This window comes from Actinosynnema sp. NPDC023794, assembly GCF_040639675.1.
In the GTDB taxonomy this organism is placed as follows: domain Bacteria; phylum Actinomycetota; class Actinomycetes; order Mycobacteriales; family Pseudonocardiaceae; genus Actinosynnema; species Actinosynnema luteola.
The window spans coordinates 1-19,203 of the sequence record NZ_JBFAFR010000035.1 but is presented as its reverse complement, the minus strand read 5'-3'; the positions used below and the strand labels follow the sequence as shown (position 1 = coordinate 19,203).

Below are 19,203 nucleotides of genomic sequence, written 5' to 3'. Positions count from 1 at the left end.
GATCCGGGCCGTCACGACATCGACGCCCCGACAACGGGATCACGGACACAACCCGCGACCGAGTGACCTCGCCGGCTCCAGGACCGGGACTTCACCCGGCGGAGCTCGGCATGCTGCCCGACGGGGGTCACCCCGGAGCACCCTGCCGCCGTAGCTCGGCCGGGTCACCGCTGCCCGGGTGTGGCACTTGCGCTCCATATAGAATTATGGTCATAATTCTATCGTTGGCAGCGCGACGCGACCGGCCGCCACGGCGGCGCATTGAGGACATGACCATGAACGACGAACGACAGGCCCGAACCGACGTGGTGACGTCGCACAAGGACGCGCCGACCCGTACCGTCACCGCCGGCGGCGTGATCTACGCCTACCGTGAACTCGGCCCGAAGGCCGGCATCCCGGTGGTCTTCCTGCACCACCTGGCTGCGGTGCTGGACAACTGGGACCCGCGAGTGGTCGACGGCATCGCCGCGGAGCACCGCGTCATCACGTTCGACAACCGGGGCGTCGGCGCGTCCACCGGCTCGACCCCGAAGACCATCCAGGCGATGGCCGAGGACGCCGTCACGTTCATCCGGGCGATGGGTCTGACCCGGATCGACCTGCTCGGTTTCTCCATGGGCGGCATGATCGCCCAGGTGATCGCACAGGACGACCCCGAACTCGTCCGCAAGATGATCATCGCCGGCACCGGGCCCGCCGGTGGCGAGGGCATCGAGAACGTCACCCGGCTCTCGCACCTCGACACCATCCGGGGGCTGTTCACGCTCCAGGACCCGAAACAGTTCCTCTTCTTCTCCAGGACCGCCAACGGACGTCGGGCGGGCAAGGAGTTCCTGGCGCGCCTGAAGGAGCGCACCGTGAACCGGGACAAGACGATCTCGATCAAGTCCTACGGCGCGCAGCTCACGGCCATCCACCAGTGGGGACTGGCGCGGCCGCAGGACCTCTCCGTCATCCGCCAGCCCGTGCTCGTCGTCAACGGCGACAACGACAGGATGGTGCCCACGAAGAACACGGTCGACCTGTCCAACCGACTGCCGGACAGCGAGCTGGTCATCTACCCCGACGCCGGCCACGGCGGCATCTTCCAGTTCCACGGCCAGTTCGTGGAGAAAGCCCTCGAATTCCTCAAGCGGTAGAACCGAAGCAGGCGGTTGTCCAGTCCGCCACGGCGCCGAGCGCTACGCGCGTCGCTCAGGCCATGAAGGCGAGGGCGTTCCGGATGCCCTGCCCGAGGATCTCGTCGGAGAGCTTCGGGTCCGACATGGCGCGGGCGAGCTGCATCGTTCCCACCACCATCGTGAACAGCCCGAGCGCCTTCCCGTGTGCGGACCGCGGGTCCTCCGGAACCAGGTGGGCAGCGATTCCGTCCACAATGGCCAATGCGCCGTCGGTGTAGGCCTGCTTGGTCCCGGTCGCGCAGCGCCCGATCTCGTCGAGCAGGGCGGCGGACGGGCACCCGGTGGCGGGATTGTCCCGGTGCTCGGGCGACAGGTACTCGCGGACGAATTCCTCCAACCCCGCGAGGCCCGGTGTCAACGTGCTGTACCTCGCGGCCTGGGTGCGCAGTTGGTCGGCGACGACGGTGGCGACGAGGTCGTCCTTGGACGCGAAGTGGGCGTAGAACGCGCCGTTGGTCAGCCCCGCGTCCGACATCAGCGTGGCGACACCGGAGCCGTCGATACCGTCCTGCTTGAACCGGCGGCCGGCCGTCTCGACGATCCGTTGTCGCGTCGCCTCCTTGTGCTCCTTGCCGTAACGCGCCACCTGGCTCCCCCATCCGCTCCGGCAGCGCCGTCACACTGCCAGGCCATTATCTGACGTACATAATATTACCATCGGCAGACAATCGGCCGTGAGCACCGGCCGCGCGGTCGATTCGACGATCCTCGTTCCCCCTCCAGAAGGAGCTTTCCATGGACATCACTGCCGTCACCGCCCTCGTCACCGGAGCCAACCGGGGGTTCGGCCGGGCGCTCGCCGCCGAGCTGCTCACCCGCGGTGCCACCGTGTACGCCGGCGCCCGCAACCCCGACCGGGTCGACCTCCCGGGCGCGAAGCCGATCGCGCTCGACATCACCGACCCCACCTCCGTCGAGGCCGCCACCAAGGCCACCGGCGACGTGACCGTCCTGATCAACAACGCCGGCTCGGGCACTGCCGCAGACTTGCTCACGGGCGACCTGGACGACGTCCACCTGGAGATGGACACCCACTACTTCGGCACGTTGTCGATGGTCCGGGCCTTCGCCCCGCAGATCGCGGCCAACGGCGGCGGTGCGATCCTGAACATCCTGTCCGGCCGGTCCTGGATCAGCTTCCCGCAGGTCGGCGCCTACTGCGCCGCCAAGTCCGCCGAGTGGTCGCTGACCAACGCCCTGCGCGTGCAGCTCGCCGACCAGGGCATCCGGGTCGCCGGACTGCACGTCGGCTACATGGACACCGACATGGCCGCGGGCGTCACCGCGGACAAGTCCGACCCCGCGGACATCGCCCGGATCGCCATCGACGGCATCGCCGCCGGCGCCTACGAAATCGTCGCGGACGACATCTCCCGCCAGGCGCAGGCCGCACTGGCCGGGGGCGTCTCGGCGATCTACCCCCAGCTCCCCTGACGGAAGCGGCGCCTGAAGCCGCTCCACTTCAGCGACAATCAGAGAGGGTCGATCATCATGAAGGCGTTCATCCTCGACCGCTACGGCAGCGGCGACAACGTGCGATCCGGCGAGATGCCGGAACCGGAGGTGCGGCCGGACGACGTGCTTGTCCAGGTGCACGCCGCCGGGGTCAACCTCTTGGATTCCAAGATCAGGGACGGCGCGTTCACACTCATCCTGCCCTTCCGCCTGCCGATCGTCCTGGGCAATGACGTGGCCGGTGTCGTGGTCCGCGTCGGATCCCGGGTACGGCGGTTCAAGCCCGGCGACGAGGTCTACGCACGACCGGACCAGAGCCGGATCGGCACGTTCGCCGAGTTCATCTCGATGGACGAAGAAGACCTGGCGCTCAAACCCGAGACGCTCTCCATGGAGGAAGCGGCCTCCGTTCCGCTGGTCGGCCTGACCGCGTGGCAGGCACTGATCGGGATCGCGAACCTGGAGAAGGGGCAGAAGGTCTTCGTCCAGGCCGGCTCCGGCGGGGTGGGCACGTTCGCGATCCAGTTGGCGAAGCACGTCGGTGCGACGGTGGCCACGACCACGAGCACGAGGAACGTCGATCTGGTGAAGAGCCTCGGCGCGGATGTCGTGATCGACTACCGCAACGAGGACTTCGAAGAAGTCCTGCACGACTACGACGTGGTCCTGCACAGTCAGGACGAGAAGACGCTGAAGAAGTCGCTGCGAGTGCTCAAGCCCGGCGGAAAGCTCATCTCGATCTCCGGCCCGCCCGACCCGGCTTTCGCGAAGGACCTCGGCTCGCCGTGGATCCTGCGGCCGGCCACGGGCGTGCTCAGCTACCGCGTCCGGCGGGAGGCGAAACGCCGTCAGGTCGGCTATTCGTTCCTGTTCATGAGGGCGAGCGGGGATCAACTGCGCGACATCGCCCCGCTCATCGATTCCGGGATCGTCCGCCCGGTGGTCGACCGCGTCTTCCCGTTCGAATCGACCAAAGAGGCCATGGCTTACGTCGAAAGCGGACGTGTGAAAGGCAAGGTCGTCGTCAAGGTGGTGTGAGACCGGGATCCGGTGGGTCGGCGAACAGCCACCCCCTGACGGGTGAGGTGTCCGGTGCGGTACGCGGTGGAACACAAGCAGGCGACGAGGCTGCGGATAGTCGAGACGGCCGGCCGCCGGTTCAAGCAGGACGGCATCGACGGTTCGGGGATCTCGACGCTGATGTCGGACGCAGGGCTGACCAACGGTGCCTTCTACACCCACTTCGAGTCGAAAGACGACCTGGTCACGGCCGTGATCACCGGCGAACTGCGCGGGCAGTGCGAGAGCCTGCGCGAGCCGGGACCGGGCCGTGCGGGAGTCGAGCAGATCGTGCGCCGGTACCTCTCGGTTGAGCACCGCGACAACCCCGGGCACGGCTGCCCGTCCGCCGCCCTGCTCGACGAGATCGGCCGTTGCACGGACGCCACCAGGCAGGCGTACACCGACGGCGTCCTGGCCGTCATCGACGACACCACCGCCCGACTGGCACCACAAGACCCGGAGTCGGTACGCCTGACAGCGCTCAGCATCTACGCCGGAATGGTCGGCACACTGCAGCTCTCCCGCGCCCTATCCGACCGGCCGCTCGCCGACGCGATCCTCGACCAAGGCATCGAGAACGCCCTCGCACTGCTGGACACCGTGCAGCAGAGTTGAGGCGTCCGGGCCCTCCAGGACCCAGCGTCCGTTACAGCGGCGCATGTTCGACCGCGTCCGGTTGCGTCCTGGTGATCTCGCCGATCACCTTTCCACAGGATGAGGACGGAGCTCCTCCGCCAGAGGGACCCGCACCAGGGGACACCGGTGGACGACGGCCGCCTCTCACAAGCTGCGAAGGACCAGTTGCTCGGACGGAACCGAGAGCGGGAAGAACTGGACCGCCTTCTGCGCGAGGTTCGGTCTCCACTGCCCGGGTGAACCTCAGGGACCGCAGGTGCGTGGTTCACGAGACCTCCAGTCCTTCTCCACGTGCGGTTCGGCGCCCGTCCCTATGCTCCGAAGTCGGCGTCCAGGTGTGCCCGGGATCAAGGAGGAGCCAATGCCGAGGCTGGTGCGATCCGAGGACGCCGCCGCGCGGTGCAGCGCCCGCCCCACCGGCCCGGTACCCCATCGATGATCTCGCTCCAGAACCTCTTCCGCGCCGAGGCGCTGCGGCATCGCGCCGAGCGGCACCTGGGCGAGCCGCGCCACCGGTTCCTGCGCACCGCGCTCCGCCCGCGGCGCAGGGTGCCGGTCGTCCACCAGACCGAGGCGACCGACTGCGGTCTGGCCGCCTTGGCCATGGTGCTGCGGTGGCACGGCACCGAGGTCACGCTCCAGGGCCTTCGGGAGAAGTTCCCGATCTCGGTTCGTGGCACCACCATCGCGGACCTGGTGGCGATGGGGTCCGCGCTGGACATGGCGCCGCGCGCCGTCAAAGCCGAGCTTGAGCAGCTCCGGCAACTCGCGGTGCCGTGCATCCTCCACTGGGACATGAATCACTTCGTGGTCCTGGAATCCGCCGACCGTCGGTACGCGCACGTCGTCGACCCCGCGTCCGGACCGCGGCGGGTACCGCTCTCGGACGTCTCGAAGCACTTCACCGGGGTCGCGCTGGAACTCCAGGCCCCGGCTTCCTGGCAGCCGCTGCCAACGCAAACCCGGTTCGGCTTCCGCGCGCTCCTGTCGCCGCTCCGGGCCATCCGCGGGGTCATGCTGGCCGTCTTCCTCTCCGCATGCCTCGTCGAGGCGGCGGCGCTGGTCGCCCCGTTCTACCTGCAGACGGTCATCGACAGGGCGGTCCGCATCGGGGACACGGGCGTGCTGCCGGTGCTCGCGGCCGGTTTCGGCGCGGTCGTCGTGGTCCACGGGGCGCTCACCCTGGCACGGTCGCTCATGCTCACCCGGTTGGGGCTGCGCTTCACCGAGCACTGGCTCGCCCGTGCCTACGCCACGCTGTTGACGTTGCCGATGGCGTTCTTCCAGGCGCGTTACATCAGCGACGTGATCTCCAGGTTCCGCAGCGTCCGCGAGATCCAGGCCAGGCTGTCGGTCGCGGCCATCGAGGCGATCGTGGACGGTGCGATGGGGCTGATCACCATCGTCATCCTCTTCGCCTACGACGCGCGTCTCGCGCTGATCCCCGCCGGCGCGTTCGCGCTGTACGCCGTCATGCGGCGCCAGGTCGCGCTCCGGCAGCTCGATGCCGAGACCGAGCTGCTCCAGCACAACATCGGCCAGCAGGCATACCTGCACGAGACCATCAAGGGCATCCAGGCCGTCAAGATGTTCGTGGCCGAGCCGTTCAGGCTGTCCGCATGGTCGAACTACCTCGTCAAGTCCTCCAACCGCGAAGCGCGGGTACAGCGCCTGGTCGCGCTCAGCACGTCCGCCCGGGCGCTGATCGCCGGCGTGGAGAACATCGCCTCGATCGGATTCGGCTCCGCCATGGTGATCGGCGGGCAGTGGAGCCTCGGCATGCTCTTCGCGTTCTACGGCTTCAAGGTGCTGTTCCAGAGCCGGTCGTACGCGCTGATCGACAAGCTGGCCGAGGTGGCGTTGCTGCGACCGCACCTCGACCAACTGGCGGACGTCATCTGCGCGAAGCCCGAGCCGGACCCGGGCCACGCGCACGGTCGTGGCCAGATCGAGTCGTTGGAACTGCGTGACCTCGGCTTCAGCTACTCCCCGCTCGACAGCCCGGTCCTGGTGGCGTGCTCGTTCAAGGTCGAGCGGGGTGAGACGCTGGCGATCTCCGGCACCTCCGGCGCCGGGAAGAGCACGCTCATCCGCGTGCTGGTCGGGCTCCTGACGCCCACCCAAGGCGGGATCGTCGTCAACGGCAGCGAATTGACCGACGAGGACCGGCGGTGGTACCGCGGCCGTCTCGGCGTGGTCATGCAGGACGATCAGTTGGTCGGCGGCACGATCAAGGAGAACATCTGCTTCGCGGACTCCGCGCCGGACCTCGCGCACATGCGGCGGTGCGCCGAGATCGCGTGCGTCGCGGAGGACGTCGAGCGGATGCCGCTGGGTTTCGACACGCCGTGCGGCGACATGGGCTCCACGCTGTCCGGTGGCCAGCGCCAGCGGATACTCCTGGCCAGGGCGCTCTACAAACGACCGGACGTCCTGGTCCTCGACGAGGCGACCAGCAACCTCGACCCCTTCAACGAGGGGCGGGTGTTCGAGAACCTGCGGGCGTTGCCCATGATCAAGATCCTGGTCGCCCACCGCCAGGAGACGCTGCGGATGGCCGACCGCACCCTGCCGCTGCGGCGTGGACGACTCGGCACGACCGAACCCGTCGACGGGGTGAGCGTCTGATCGGCGTCACCCGTCGGTGTCGGGGATCAGCCAATGGCAGGCGAGCGACTCGAACGTGTCGGTCGGCCGTCGAGCCCGGCAGTACTGCCACCGGTTCGACCGGATGAACTGGTGCGGATCCCTGCCCTCGGCGAGCATGGCGGCGACCCTGGCCTTGAACGCGGCGATGTCGGGGAGCCGGACCTCCGCACGCGGGTCGAACGGCGTGAACCAGGAATCAGCCACGTCCGCGGTCGTGTACATCGGATAGGTCATGTCGCAGATCCGGTACTCGCCCGTCCACAGCCGACGCTCCTCGCGCCCGTGGCGGACCGCCGTCACCCGGTGCAGCCCGTCCCGCACGAACAGACGCCCATCGGGGAACCGGTCGACGACGATCGGGGCGTGCCGGCCTGCGGGCGACCGCACCTCGCGGAAGTCGCCACCTCGCCGCACGTGCGCCACCATCGCTCGCCGCGTCGCCAACGGCAGGCGGAAACCGGACTGCGTGGGCAGCAGGGCGTCGAGTTCCAGCATCACCGCTCCGTGTCGGACCACAGCGTGCGGACCAGGTGCTTGTCCAACTCGCCTGTCCGCGCGGGCAGGCGGTCGGCAGGCCGCGCGATCACGGCCGCGATCTCCGGCGACTCGAACTCGAGGGGCACTGCGGGGTGCTCGGACCGGAAGACCGCGCCGCACTCCTCGCGGCGGAACGGATTGCGGGGTGAGGGCTGGAGGTCCAGGGTCATCACCGCGACGAGGCGCACGGCGACGGGACCGATCCCCGTCTCCTCCCACAGCTCGCGGCTCGCGCACCCGGCCGGCGACTCACCTGCGTCCCGCAGGCCGCCGGGCAGCTCCCAGCAGTCGCGCCGGCGGTTGCGCACGAGCACCAGCCCGCCGGGGACTCCCAGCATGACGAGCGCGAGCGTGATCCGCCCGAAGCGCTCGGCATCGGCGTCCTGATCGACGCGGTCCAGGCGCACGAGGCGGTCTCCTCGCTCGCTGAAGGTCAGCACGTCACGGCCTGGCAGGGGTTGTGCGGCGCTGCAACGCCGCACAACCAGCGAGGAGCGCCGGCAGGTTCTCGTGGAGCGCGTCGAGCACACCCCGGGGCCGCTCCCCGGTCAGATCCTCGAAGTGGGTGCTCACGACCGCGTGCCGGCCCTCGGCCACCGCCAGTTCGATGTCGATCAGGGAGTCGGCCACGTGCTCCCACAGCCCCATCCTGAGCAGGTTTCGCCGCAGCACCGCCGGCTCCGTCGCCACGGCGACGGCCTCCCGGCCGCACAGTTCGCCCGCGACCGTCGCGATGGTCTGCCGGTCGATCGCCGCGCCGCCGGTGATGTCGAGCACCCTGCGGCCGCCGGCCTCGGCCGACAGCGCCGCCGCGGCGGCTCGCGCGCAATCGTCCCGGAGGACGTAGCCGACCGGTGCGGCAGGGGCGATGGTGGTCAACCTCCCGAACACGAGCACCGCGGGAAGGGTGTCGAAGAACTGGTCGGCGTAGAGGTTGTTGCGCAGCACGGTCCAGTCGAGCGCGCTATCCGCGAGGCACTGCTCGGTCCGCCAGTGGTCGTCGAACAGCGACGGCTCCGACGACGGCCGAGGCGAGCTGATCGACGTGTAGACCACGTGCGCAACGCCGCGGCGTTGCGCCGCCGCGATCACGGCCCGGTGCCGCGCGAGCCGACGCCGGCGGGTCGGATCGGAACCGGTGCTGATGAGCAGCAGGCGATCGACACCGGCGAAGGCGCGGTCAAGGGAATCGGGCAGGTCGAAGTCGGCGAAGCGGACCTCGACGCCGGCACGCCGGAGGTCGTCCGCCCGCTCCGGCGAGCGGGTCGTGGCCACGACCTGGTCCGTCCCGTCGGCCCGCAGCAGCTCGACCACCCGGCGCCCGAGGTGCCCACTGGCGCCGGCCACCAGCAGCGTCCGCCCGTTGCCCGCGTTCACACCGCCGCCCGGGTGGCGTCGTCGACGCCCGCCTGGCCGGACAGCACGCGCAGGTCCGCGATCTCCTGGAACCACAGCGTCGAGACCGCGTCGCTCGGCATGCGCCAGTCGGCCCTCGGCGACAGCCCGACCGCCGTGACCTTCGGTCCGTCCGGCATCGCCGACCGCTTGAACTGGCTGGTGAAGAAGGCGTAGTAGAAGATCCCCATCCACTTGAGGATCTGCTCGGGTGCGTACCTGCCGTCGAACGCCCGCTCCGCGAGCCGGAACACCTTCATCGGGGAGGACCCCGAGCGCACCGCGTGGAACAGGAAGAAGTCCTGGAGTTCGTCGGGGCCGACGATCTCCTCCGTGTTCTGCGAGGGTCGTCCGTCCGCGGTCGGCGGCAGCAGCTCCGCGGTGCTCGGCGTGGCGCAGATGTCGCGCAGGACCGCCGCGGTCTCCTCGTCGAACAGGTTGTCCGCACACCACTCCACCAGCTGCCGCACGAGCGTCTTGGGCACCCCGGCGTTGACGTGGTACATCGACATGTGGTCGCCGTTGAACGTGCAGTAGCCCAACGCCAGCTCGGAGAGGTCTCCGGTGCCGAGGTTGAAACCACCGTGCAGACCGGCGACGTCCATCAGTACCCGGGTCCGCTCCCGCGCCTGCGCGTTCTGGAACGTCGAGTCGTGACGTCCGGAGTGCCCGATCGCCCTGAAGTGGTGCTCGATCGACTCCTCGATCGGGATCACCTCGCACGTGACGCCCAGGAGCCCGGCCAGCGCCTCGGCGTTGCGCCGCGTCCGGCCGGTCGTCCCCGGGCCCGGCATCGTGACCGCGACGACACCCCGCCGGTCGACGCCCAGTCGGTCGAAGGACTTCACCGCGACCAGCAGGGCCAGGGTCGAGTCGAGGCCACCCGACAGGCCGATGCTCACCACCGGCCCGGCGCGACCGGATCGCTGCGCGCCCAGGTGCCGCAGCCGCGTGCACAGCGCCGTGGTCTGGATCGTGAACGCCTCGAAGCAGTGCTCGTCCCGTTCATCGGGGTCCTCCGGGATGAACGGCGTTCGTGACGGCACCGGTCGCAGCGCCCCGACGGCGGGGGCGTCGACGTCCGGCCGCGGCAGGTCGAACTCGACCCTCCGCAGCGGCCCGCCGGTCGCGGAGGAGAACCCGGAACTCCGCGCCCGCTCGCCGCCGAGGTGCTGGAGGTCGACGTCGGCCACGATCTGCTCGGTCTCGAAACCGAACCGGCGCGCCTCGACCAGGGTGACGCCGTTCTCGACGATCATCGAGTGGCCGCCGAACACGGTGTCGGTCGAGGATTCGCCCGGACCGGCCGCGGCATAGACGTATGCCGCCACGCACCGCGAGGCCTGCTGGCGGACCAGCTCGCGGCGGCGGCGGGCCTTGCCGGTCAGTTCGTTGCTCGCCGAGGGGTTGGCCAGGATCGTCGCGCCGCCGAGCGCCAACCGGCCGCTCGCCGGCTGTGGTGTCCACAGGTCCTCGCAGATCTCGACGCCGATCGTGCACCCGGGCAGGTTGCGCGCAGTGAACACCATGTCCTCGCCGAACGGCGCGTGGTTGCCCGCGATCTCCAGCTCGTCCTGCGTCCGCAGCACGCCGGAGGTGAACCAGCGCTGCTCGTAGTACTCCCCCGCGGTGGGCAGGCAGACCTTGGGCACGACACCGATGAGCCGACCGCCGGACACGAGGGCGGCGCAGTTGTAGAGACGTCCGCCCACCCGGACAGGGAGACCGACGATCGCCGCGACGCCCAGCCGCCGGCTCGCTCGGAGCACCTCGCGCAGTCCCTGCTCCGCGGCGTTGAGCAGCACCTCCTGGTGGAACAGGTCGGCGCACGTGTACCCGGTGAGCCCGAGTTCGGGGAACACGACGAGCCGGCAGCCGCGAGCGGCGGCCTGTTCCAGCGCCTCGACGGTGGCCCGCGTGTTGTGGGCGACGTCGGCCACCCGCACCGACGGCGATACCGCGGCCAGGCGCAGGTAGCCCAGGTCGTGGCCGGTGAGGTCTGGTTCGTTGCGTTCCATGTGGTTCGGCTCCCCCGTTCGACGCGAGTGCAACGGAAAAGGGGAGGGCCGTCGCGTGCAGCCGCCGACCCTCCCCACGCGCTCGCCTGGTCTAGAAGGGCTGCTCCGCGAGCGCGCCGCCGGCGACCTCGCGCAGCAGTTCGGCGGGAACCTCCTGCAGGGCGCTCAACCGGCCGACGGCCTCGGTCGTGTCGGCGATGTAGGACTCGATCGCGCCGGTGTCGAGCGACTTGTTGTCCATGAGGTCGGCTCCTTTCGATCTCGTTGGCACTGGATGGTGCGCCATCGGCGCACCATCCGGTGCGTCGGGAATGGCTCCTGCACGGTAGCTCCGCGCGTGTCACCGGTGTGCCCCTCGATCCATGGACCATCCGGGTTCGTGGCAACTCCACGGATCTCCACGGGATCTCCATGGCCCGACTCCGCCGGTGCTGATTCGCTGATGGCGATGACGACAAGATCAGGCGGGTTCAGGGATCGCCAACTGGGGCCGACGCTGTCGCACGCCGCGCGTCACCCCTTCTACCGCGACCACTGGACCCGGTATCTCGGCACGCCCGGCGCCACGGACGACGCGTGGGCGCTGCTCGCCGCCCTGCCACCGACCGAGCGGCGCCACCTGAGCGAGGACATCTCGCCGATGCTCGACGACGGGGACGAGATCGTCGGTGTCGGCTTCTCGTCTGGCTCGACCGGATCGGCCATGACCCGGTACTTCACCGCGCGCGAGCGGACCCTCGCCGGCGCGTTCGCCAAGGCCACGACCGGAGGTCCGGCGACCGGCGCGGTGAGGCCACTGCGCCTGGACTTCGTGTCCACGTGGCACGGCGTGGGCGGGGTCGACACGTCGGGTGCGGTGCGGGTGCCGGGAACCGTTGTGGACGACGAACACGTCGAGCGCACGATCCAGATGCTCCGCAAGCGGTTCACCGCCCCGGGGGTCGCCTCCCGCGTGTCCATGCTCTCGGGCGGGGTCGTCGGCATCCACGCCTTCACCCGGTACCTCGTCGACAACGGGGTCCCGGTCTCCGATTTCGCGGTTGGGGTCGTCGGGCTCTTCGGCGGCTACCCCGGTCGCCGACGGCGTGCCTGGCTGGGCGAGTACTGGCAGTGCGCGGTGATCGACAGCTTCTCCGTCTCGGAGTGCCGCGGGAAGGCGCTGGTGTGCCCGAACTGCCGGTGCCTGGAGTTCGACCCGCAACTGGTGGCGCAGGCCATCGCCCTCGACTCCCACGAGCTGGTCACGGCCGGCACGGCGCGGTTGGCCGTGACGGAGCTCTACCCCTTCGGGATCGCCCAGCCGATCGTCAAGTACCTGACCGGCGACCTCGTCGAAGTACTCGACGAAACCTCCGCGTGCCGCCCCGACCACGTCGGTGGGCTGCGCCGGGTCGGCCGGGTCGAGACCTCGATCACCGCGTCTGTCGACGGGACGGCGACGGTGCTCGTCCCATCGCAGGTCCTGTACGACGCCTTCGACCGACAGGGTGTGTGCCGTGCCGACTTCCGCTCGACGCTGAGCGGGTTGACGGTCAACGACCTCGCACAGCCCCACGTCCACGCGTCGCTCAGCGAAGTGGGGGGCACCCTGCGCCTCCAGTGCCGCTATCGGCCGGACGACTCAGGTGTCGACTGCGCCACCGACGCCCTCGCGGCACTGCGGTCGTGGCCCGCGGCCCGCGCCTTGGCGGACCGCGGGCGGCTCGTCATCGACGTCGTCGCCGATCCCGCCACTGCGCCACCGCGGGCGAAGTTCGCCTGACGTCGGTGACCGGGGTTTTGGTCACCACCCACCGATCGGTAACGACGAGCCGTCCTGCGGCCTGCGCGCCGCCGCCCCGAGGAACGCGCCGAGTTCGCCCGCGAACGTCGACCAGGCCGGATCGACGTCCGCCAGGAGGTGGCTGTCGCCGGGCATCGCGACGAAGGCGCTCCCCGGCAGCAGGTTCGCCAGTTCGAGGCCGGCTGCCAACGGTACCGATCGGTCGTCCCTGGCGTGCACGACCAAGGCGGGGCAACGCACCGCCCTGGCCGCCGGACGGACGTCGACGTGCGCGAACAGGTTGACGATGCGCACGGCGTTCTCCGGCGACACGGCCAGGCGGCGAGCCTCGTCAAACTGCTCCCACTCCTCACGGCTGGCCTTCGGCAGCATTCTGGCCGTGAAGACCTGGCGGATCCCGGACTCATCGTGCTCCCAGCCCATCCGGGCGAGGTCGAGGTCGAACGCCGCCAGTTCCTTCTCCCGCTGGGTCGTGGCCCTGGCCATCCGTCCACGCGCGAACGACCCGTAGAGGACGAGGCTCTCGACCCGCTCCGGGAAGCGGCCGGCGAAGGCGACGGCGACCGCGGCGCCTTCGGACACGCCGAGGAGTGGGAACCGCTCAAGACCGAGCGCGTCGACGACCGCCAACAGGTCGTCGACCCAGTCGTCGAGGTCGAAGCGATCGACCTCCCGATCCGACAGCCCGCAGCCACGCGCGTCATAGCGGACGAGGGTGTGCTGTTCGGAAAGACCCATGAGCCAGTGACCCGAGGCCCCCGGCGCCCCGTGATCCAGGTTCGTCATGCCTCGAGCGGCCTGGACGAGCACCGGGCCGGACCCGGTCAGCGCGTAAGCCAGGCGGACGCCGTCCCGCGAGGTGCAGAACCGGATCCGCTGCTGCGGCCACACCACGGGTTTGCCCAGCGGCGCGCCGACGGTGCTGCGCACCTCGCGCACCTCGCGCACCGAGGCCATCAGCTGGTACCCGTGGCCGAACACCGTCCGGATGACGCGCTGGGACGTCCCGTTGTCCCCGACGGCGCGCCGCGCGGCCTTCACGCGGGACGCCAGCGCCGAGTCGCTCACGAAACGGTCGCCCCACACGCTGTCCAGCAGTTCCGTCCGGGGCACCACTCGATCGCGGTGTCGGATCAGGTGAAGCAGCACCTGGAACACCTGCGGCTCCACATGCAGCCGCTCGTCACCCCGACGCAGTTCCAGTCGCGCCGGGTCAAGGGAGTAGTCCTCGAACTCGTAGCGCACCGGTTCACTCCCCCTCGCCACCCACCACACCCTCTCACTGCACACGGCACGCGATCGCGACCTCGGCGAAGATCCCCGGGTCGACCGCCACCGGCTCGTTCCGCACCCGTTCGACCTGCCCGTGCAGCAGGTCGAACACCTCGGGCGCCACGGCGTCCAGCGGCACGGTTCGGGTGACGACCGCGCGGAAGTCGTGCGCTCCGAACAGCTGCTCGTGAGCAGGCAGAGAATGGTCACGACGCAAAGCGGCCCCCAGGGTGAAATGGTGAACACATCGACTCGGTCGCGTGCCGAGAAGCGTTGGCGCACAGGATGAGCAGCGTCCGATCGACGTCGTCATGCGGCGCGGTGGATGGGTCGAGCGGGTTCCTCGGCCGCTCGTCGACGTGGCACAACGGGCGGACCGGCAACCACCACCGCACAGGACAACGGGACCATCCGCCCTCCCCGGGCGCCAAGTGGGACAGCCACCCCGCCCCCCGAAAGCGACATCGCCGCACCAGAACCCGCCGCTACGCCCTACCGGGATACTTCGACCGGATGGCCGTGGCCGGTCGCGCGTCGGGGGGAACGCGCGCCACCACGTGGCGGATAATCATGGCGCAGGCCGCGCCGGGCACCGCCTGCATTGATGCATCGGGATGCCCAGCATGTTCAGGTGACTCTGGTACTAGGCCAACAGCCGGGCACGTCAGGGCCGAGGGTGTGCGCGGGCCGGTCGGCCGGCAACACCACCCGGTACACCTGGCACAGCAACTGCGCGATCGTGGTCTTGCCCCGCCCCGGCCCACCGACGATCGTCAGGTGCGGCACGCGCGCAGAGGCCGGACGGCCGCGCCCGATCCGGTCACCGGGTTCGACGATGTGCGCGACGACGCCCCACCACGTTCGTGGTCAGGGTCAGGCATTCCGGAACACGACCGTTCTTGACACGTCGCGACTTTCGATTCGTCCACGTCTCAAGTTCTTTGCGGAGCTCACCGATGAACCAGCGGGTATCGTCTTTGGTCTTCGAGGCGGTTCGTCGAAACTTGGCCGACAGGTCGCCGTCGATGGCCAGCCCGGCGGTCGACGAGCCGCTGCCCGCCGTCGCCGAGGCCCACGGCTTGGCGGCGATGTTGCTCTCGATCGGCTTGATGGTGGCGGTGCCGAAGAGCGCGCCGGCCACGCTGGTTCCCGCGACCAGACCTGCGGACACCAGGGTGGCCGGCGTCGTCACACCCGTGAGGACGCGGTCAGGCGTCTATTGCTCATGTACCTCTCCTGACGGCGTTTCAAGGGCGCGGTTGACGCGTTCACGCCGCCGGCGCGGGCACCCCGGTCGCCCCGGGATGCCCGCGCCGCTGCTCGGTGGCCGGCTCAGCCGGTCACGACTCCGACGTCGCGGCTGGGCGAGGTGCACCATCACCGGCGTGGTCGGGAAGACCTGCTTGGACACGTCGTACGCGGCGTTGAGGAGTCCGGTCATCTGGGCCGGGTTGCTGATGCTGCCGACCGGCTTGCAGATGCCGCTGTTCTGCTCGTTGCCGATCTTCACCCAGCCCGGTGTGACGCCGGCGGACTTCATCAGGTTCAGCGAGCGGTCGACGTAGCCGCGCAACGCGTCCCGCATCTGGCTGTAGTTCATGTTCTTCCACGCGGCGGGCGGGTTCTGCACACCGACGGAGTTCCACGTGTCACCGAAGTGGAACCCGAGCAGGACCTGCAGGCCCGCGTCCCGACAGCGCGCCGCCATCCGCACGGTCTCCTCGATGCTGCAATGCCCGTTCGCCGGGCTGCTGGAGGGGTTGACCCACGTGCGCAGGCTGATCGCGGTGATGCCGTAGCCCTTGAGGATCGTGAACAAGTCCTGCCGCTGCCCCGACTTGTTGTTCCAGTAGTAGCCGTTCGCCTCCATCTGCGGCATCCAGCTGATGTCCGCGCCCTTCACGAACGTCGCGGCCTCCGCCGCCGGCGCCAGGGCGTCCGCGCCCAACGCGAGCGCGCCCGCACCGGCGGCGGCCCCGAGCAGCACGCTGCGCCGCGAGATGCCGGCAGGGATGGTTGACTTGTCGTTCGTGGCGCGGCCGGTGCCGTACGCGGTCATTCGATCTTCTTTGATCGAGTGCGTGCAGGGGTGCGGCGGCGGGACTGTGCACGTGCACGGTCGGGGTCGCGGTTCCGCGGGTTCGCTGTGCCGGCGCAAGCAATTGCGCCCAGGGCAGGCCGTTTGCGGCGCAGCCCGACAACAACGCGCGGCAGCAGCGCAGGGAAAGAGCGAACTGCGGCGTGGAGCCTGTCGACCGAAGGACCGGCTAGGCGCGACCCCGGACTGACGAGGACAACCCGAGCATCGATTTCTCCAACAGAGTCACGCATCGCCTCCTTGCGAGCAGGACTGCGTCAACGGACCGCCGTCCGACCACACAGCGGTAGACAGGGCCAGCGGTTAAAACGTTTGCGCCTCCCGGACTCAGCTTAGGGGATCGTCCGTCTCTGTCAACAGCGCTTGCAACTGCACGCCTTGTAGCCACTGAATGTTGCCACCAGCTCGCCAGCTTCGCCTTCGAGCTACCCGAGAGTAAACGTTTACATCAAGGCTCCCCGTCGACCGGCGGACACCCCGGCTCCAGCGGCCCCCGGGGCACTGTCGACCGGATCGGGTCGACAGACCTGGATCGATCAATGCACGCGAGGCGGAACTGCGGTGCCGTGCTGTCGAACATTCGACGGAAGCCGCCGTTCGCCGCGTCGAGACTAGTCCAGATGGACGTTTGCATGGGAACGTGCACAGCGCTGGTCGGCGTTGTTGTCCAGCAATATCAACGAAGTTGGCATGTTTACATACGTGATGAGGCCAGTTACTGTGCACGTTCACAGCGCCTCTGGGCCTGTCCGCTGCCGCAACTCCCTCAGTCCCTGCCCGACAAGGAATGCATCGCAGATGCCATCGAACGCCTTGGCCCCTGACACCCGACCCGTCGAGGAGCCGAAGCCCGAGTCGACTCACGGTCCGGGAAGTGCCACGACGTGTCGGGTGCTCCTCGGGGCGGACGCCGCTGCTCCGGTCATCAGCACCCGCTGGCTCCCGTGACGACGCGTTCCTCGTGACGACCTGAACCTCCGCCGTCCACAGTCCGCCGCCGTGGGAAGCACAAACTCCGACGAACGGAAATCTGCCATGCACAGATCAACGTTGATACGTGCACTGCTGGTCGTGACGTCCTCGGTCCTCGTGGCAGGGGCCGTGGCGTACCCGACCGCGGGCGCCGCACCCGACCTCCCGCAGGCCGAGAGACTGGACCGCGGCCTCATCAGCGTCCACACCGGGAAGGGCAACTTCGTCAACTGGCGGTTGCTGGCCGGTGACGCGCCGGGCACGGCCTTCAACCTCTACCGCGACGGCGTGAAGGTGACGTCGACTCCCCCCGCGCGGACGAACTTCCAGGACCACGGCGCGCCGGCGAGCACCATCTACACGGTTCGCCCGGTGGTGAACGGGGTCGAACAGGCGGGTGCCGCCGCGGCGGACGGCTCGCTGCTGATGTCGGCCCACGGCGGTGGTGAGGTGGGTGTCACCGCGAGCACGAGGGACGTACCGTTGCAGATCCCCGCCGGTGGTTCGACGCCGTCGGGCAGCTTCACGTACGAGGCCAACGACGGCAGCGTCGGCGACCTGGACGGCGACGGGCAGTACGAGATCGTGCTGAAGTGGAACCCGACCAACGCCAAGGACAACGCGCAGGCCGGCTACACGGGCAACACGATCATCGACGCCTACAAGCTGGACGGTCGTCGGCTGTGGCGGATCGACCTGGGCCGCAACATCCGCTCGGGCGCGCACTACACGCAGTTCCAGGTGTTCGACTACGACGGTGACGGCCAGGCCGAGGTGGTCATGAAGACCGCGGACGGCACCCGTTCGGGCACCGGCCAGGTGATCGGCAACGCAGGCGCCGACCACCGCAACGCCAGCGGCTACATCCTGAGCGGCCCGGAGTTCCTGACCGTGTTCCGCGGCACCGACGGCGCGATCCTGGACACCGAGAACTACGTGCCGGGACGTGGCAACGTCGCCGACTGGGGTGACAACTACGGCAACCGGGTGGACCGGTTCCTCGCCGCGACGGCCTATGTGGACGGTTCGCGGCCGAGCATCATCATGGCGCGCGGCTACTACACCCGTGCTGTGGTCGTGGCGTGGGACTTCCGCGGCGGTCAGCTGACGCGGCGGTGGACCTACGACTCCGGCCGTGGTGGCGCGTACGGGCAGGGCAACCACAACCTGTCCGTGGCCGACGTGGACGGCGATGGTCGGGACGAGATCGTCTACGGCTCGGCGACGATCGACGACAACGGCGCCCTGATGTACAGCACCGGTCTGGGGCACGGCGACGCGATGCACGTGAGCGACCTGGTGCCGGGCAGGCCGGGTCTGGAGGTGTTCAACGTGCACGAGTGGACCAGCTCGCCGGCGATGGACGTGCACGACGCGCGGACCGGCGCGTTCCTCTACCGGGCGCCGGTCTGCAACTGCGACACCGGTCGCGGGGTCGCCGCGGACGTCTGGGCGGGCAACCCCGGCGCGGAGATCTGGTCCTCGTCGGTCGGCGGCCTGCGCACTGCGGCCAACGGCGGCCAGGTCGCGTCCCGCAAGCCGGGCTCGCAGAACTTCGTGATCTGGTGGGACGGCGACGCCCAGCGCGAGCTGCTCGACGGCACCCAGATCGCCAAGTACGGCACCGGCGGCGACACCCGGCTGCTGACCGGCTCGGGGGTGGCATCCAACAACGGCACCAAGTCCACGCCGGTGCTCCAGGCCGACATCCTCGGCGACTGGCGCGAGGAGGTCATCTGGCGCACCACCGACAACCGGGCGCTGCGGATCTACTCCACCACCGACCCGACGACCATCAGCCGTCCGTCGCTGATGCAGGACCGCCAGTACCGGCTGGCCGTCGCGTGGCAGAACACCGCCTACAACCAGCCGCCCCACGCGAGCTTCCTCACCCCCTGACACCGCGCACGACGGTCTCCTGCCTTCTCGACGGCAGGAGCGCCGACCCCCGTTGTCGGGTGCGTCCCACCGCCGATCGGACGCACCCGGCAGCGGATCCGCCCCTGTCCCGACACCCGTCACCATCCCCTGCACCAAGGAGTCAACGATGACCATGCGACGACGGACATTCCTCAGCGTGAGCGCGGCCGGAGCGGCGGGCGTCGGCTTGGGCCTGCTCGGCGTGGGTCAGGCGCTCGCCGC

The 19,203-nt window shown here is 69.5% G+C and carries 17 protein-coding genes; 7 read left to right on the top strand and 10 right to left on the bottom strand.

Going from position 1 to position 19,203, the window contains the following annotated elements; all coding sequences use genetic code 11:
• Nucleotides 1–275 precede the first annotated feature (275 nt).
• Entirely contained in the window at nucleotides 276–1,142 is an 867-nt protein-coding gene (locus AB0H12_RS39000; protein ID WP_499630004.1) for an alpha/beta fold hydrolase, read from the top strand.
• A gap of 55 nt (nucleotides 1,143–1,197) precedes the next feature.
• On the opposite strand, the gene AB0H12_RS38995 is transcribed toward AB0H12_RS39000, so the two are convergent.
• Entirely contained in the window at nucleotides 1,198–1,770 is a 573-nt protein-coding gene (locus AB0H12_RS38995; RefSeq protein ID WP_499630002.1) for a TetR/AcrR family transcriptional regulator, read from the bottom strand.
• A gap of 149 nt (nucleotides 1,771–1,919) precedes the next feature.
• On the opposite strand from AB0H12_RS38995, the gene AB0H12_RS38990 reads away from it, so the two are divergent.
• The 4 genes from AB0H12_RS38990 (at nucleotide 1,920) to AB0H12_RS38975 (ending at nucleotide 6,965) form a co-directional block, all read left to right on the top strand.
• Nucleotides 1,920–2,618 carry an SDR family oxidoreductase gene (locus AB0H12_RS38990; protein WP_499630000.1) on the top strand — a complete coding sequence of 233 codons (699 nt, stop codon included), beginning with the start codon at nucleotides 1,920–1,922 and terminating at the stop codon, nucleotides 2,616–2,618.
• A gap of 129 nt (nucleotides 2,619–2,747) precedes the next feature.
• Complete coding sequence (locus AB0H12_RS38985) at nucleotides 2,748–3,677, top strand: NADP-dependent oxidoreductase (RefSeq protein WP_499629998.1); 930 nt, start codon at nucleotides 2,748–2,750, stop codon at nucleotides 3,675–3,677.
• A 54-nt stretch (nucleotides 3,678–3,731) separates the two neighbouring features.
• Complete coding sequence (locus tag AB0H12_RS38980) at nucleotides 3,732–4,316, top strand: TetR/AcrR family transcriptional regulator (protein WP_499629996.1); 585 nt, start codon at nucleotides 3,732–3,734, stop codon at nucleotides 4,314–4,316.
• A 456-nt stretch (nucleotides 4,317–4,772) separates the two neighbouring features.
• Nucleotides 4,773–6,965 (top strand): peptidase domain-containing ABC transporter, encoded by a 2,193-nt coding sequence (locus tag AB0H12_RS38975; RefSeq protein WP_499629994.1) that lies wholly within the window; start codon nucleotides 4,773–4,775, stop codon nucleotides 6,963–6,965.
• 6 nt (nucleotides 6,966–6,971) lie between these two features.
• On the opposite strand, the gene AB0H12_RS38970 is transcribed toward AB0H12_RS38975, so the two are convergent.
• The 5 genes from AB0H12_RS38970 to AB0H12_RS38950 all read right to left on the bottom strand — a co-directional run bounded on the left by AB0H12_RS38970 (nucleotide 6,972) and on the right by AB0H12_RS38950 (nucleotide 11,177).
• Nucleotides 6,972–7,481: a hypothetical protein gene (locus AB0H12_RS38970; RefSeq protein WP_499629992.1), complete on the bottom strand. Its 510-nt coding sequence runs from the start codon at nucleotides 7,479–7,481 to the stop codon at nucleotides 6,972–6,974.
• The gene (locus AB0H12_RS38965) at nucleotides 7,481–7,930 is read right to left on the bottom strand and encodes an NUDIX domain-containing protein (RefSeq protein ID WP_499629990.1); all 450 of its coding nucleotides are present in this window, start codon (nucleotides 7,928–7,930) and stop codon (nucleotides 7,481–7,483) included. Before AB0H12_RS38965 ends, AB0H12_RS38970 begins: the two co-directional genes overlap by 1 nt.
• Nucleotides 7,931–7,964: 34 nt before the next feature.
• Nucleotides 7,965–8,900, bottom strand: a complete 936-nt coding sequence (locus AB0H12_RS38960; RefSeq protein ID WP_499629988.1) for an NAD(P)H-binding protein — start codon at nucleotides 8,898–8,900, stop codon at nucleotides 7,965–7,967.
• Nucleotides 8,897–10,936 carry an NAD(+) synthase gene (locus AB0H12_RS38955; RefSeq protein ID WP_499629986.1) on the bottom strand — a complete coding sequence of 680 codons (2,040 nt, stop codon included), beginning with the start codon at nucleotides 10,934–10,936 and terminating at the stop codon, nucleotides 8,897–8,899. Before AB0H12_RS38955 ends, AB0H12_RS38960 begins: the two co-directional genes overlap by 4 nt.
• A 91-nt stretch (nucleotides 10,937–11,027) precedes the next feature.
• Entirely contained in the window at nucleotides 11,028–11,177 is a 150-nt protein-coding gene (locus AB0H12_RS38950; RefSeq protein WP_499629984.1) for a hypothetical protein, read from the bottom strand.
• Nucleotides 11,178–11,384: 207 nt separating this feature from the next.
• On the opposite strand from AB0H12_RS38950, the gene AB0H12_RS38945 reads away from it, so the two are divergent.
• Entirely contained in the window at nucleotides 11,385–12,698 is a 1,314-nt protein-coding gene (locus tag AB0H12_RS38945) for a phenylacetate--CoA ligase family protein (protein ID WP_499629982.1), read from the top strand.
• A gap of 21 nt (nucleotides 12,699–12,719) precedes the next feature.
• Here AB0H12_RS38945 and AB0H12_RS38940 read toward each other — a convergent pair whose 3' ends face one another.
• The 4 genes from AB0H12_RS38940 to AB0H12_RS38925 form a co-directional block, all read right to left on the bottom strand.
• A complete protein-coding gene (locus AB0H12_RS38940; protein ID WP_499629980.1) occupies nucleotides 12,720–13,964 on the bottom strand; it encodes an alpha/beta hydrolase in 1,245 nt (414 codons plus the stop codon).
• Nucleotides 13,965–13,998: 34 nt separating this feature from the next.
• Complete coding sequence (locus AB0H12_RS38935) at nucleotides 13,999–14,208, bottom strand: hypothetical protein (protein WP_499629978.1); 210 nt, start codon at nucleotides 14,206–14,208, stop codon at nucleotides 13,999–14,001.
• A gap of 603 nt (nucleotides 14,209–14,811) precedes the next feature.
• Nucleotides 14,812–15,183 (bottom strand): hypothetical protein, encoded by a 372-nt coding sequence (locus AB0H12_RS38930; protein ID WP_499629976.1) that lies wholly within the window; start codon nucleotides 15,181–15,183, stop codon nucleotides 14,812–14,814.
• Between the two features lie 24 nt (nucleotides 15,184–15,207).
• Complete coding sequence (locus tag AB0H12_RS38925) at nucleotides 15,208–16,050, bottom strand: glycosyl hydrolase 53 family protein (protein ID WP_499629974.1); 843 nt, start codon at nucleotides 16,048–16,050, stop codon at nucleotides 15,208–15,210.
• A gap of 1,110 nt (nucleotides 16,051–17,160) precedes the next feature.
• Between AB0H12_RS38925 and AB0H12_RS38920 the strand changes: the two genes are divergently transcribed.
• A complete protein-coding gene (locus AB0H12_RS38920; protein WP_499629972.1) occupies nucleotides 17,161–18,960 on the top strand; it encodes a rhamnogalacturonan lyase in 1,800 nt (599 codons plus the stop codon).
• Nucleotides 18,961–19,203: the final 243 nt, after the last annotated feature.

Excerpts from the sequence above, each read along its gene's own strand:
- AB0H12_RS39000 (WP_499630004.1), top strand. The coding sequence starts at position 276 with ATGAACGACGAACGACAGGCCCGAACCGACGTGGTGACGTCGCACAAG.
- AB0H12_RS38990 (WP_499630000.1), top strand. The coding sequence starts at position 1,920 with ATGGACATCACTGCCGTCACCGCCCTCGTCACCGGAGCCAACCGGGGG.
- AB0H12_RS38975 (WP_499629994.1), top strand. The coding sequence starts at position 4,773 with ATGATCTCGCTCCAGAACCTCTTCCGCGCCGAGGCGCTGCGGCATCGC.
- AB0H12_RS38970 (WP_499629992.1), bottom strand. The coding sequence starts at position 7,481 with ATGCTGGAACTCGACGCCCTGCTGCCCACGCAGTCCGGTTTCCGCCTG.
- AB0H12_RS38955 (WP_499629986.1), bottom strand. The coding sequence starts at position 10,936 with ATGGAACGCAACGAACCAGACCTCACCGGCCACGACCTGGGCTACCTG.
- AB0H12_RS38950 (WP_499629984.1), bottom strand. The coding sequence starts at position 11,177 with ATGGACAACAAGTCGCTCGACACCGGCGCGATCGAGTCCTACATCGCC.
- AB0H12_RS38945 (WP_499629982.1), top strand. The coding sequence starts at position 11,385 with ATGACGACAAGATCAGGCGGGTTCAGGGATCGCCAACTGGGGCCGACG.
- AB0H12_RS38925 (WP_499629974.1), bottom strand. The coding sequence starts at position 16,050 with ATGACCGCGTACGGCACCGGCCGCGCCACGAACGACAAGTCAACCATC.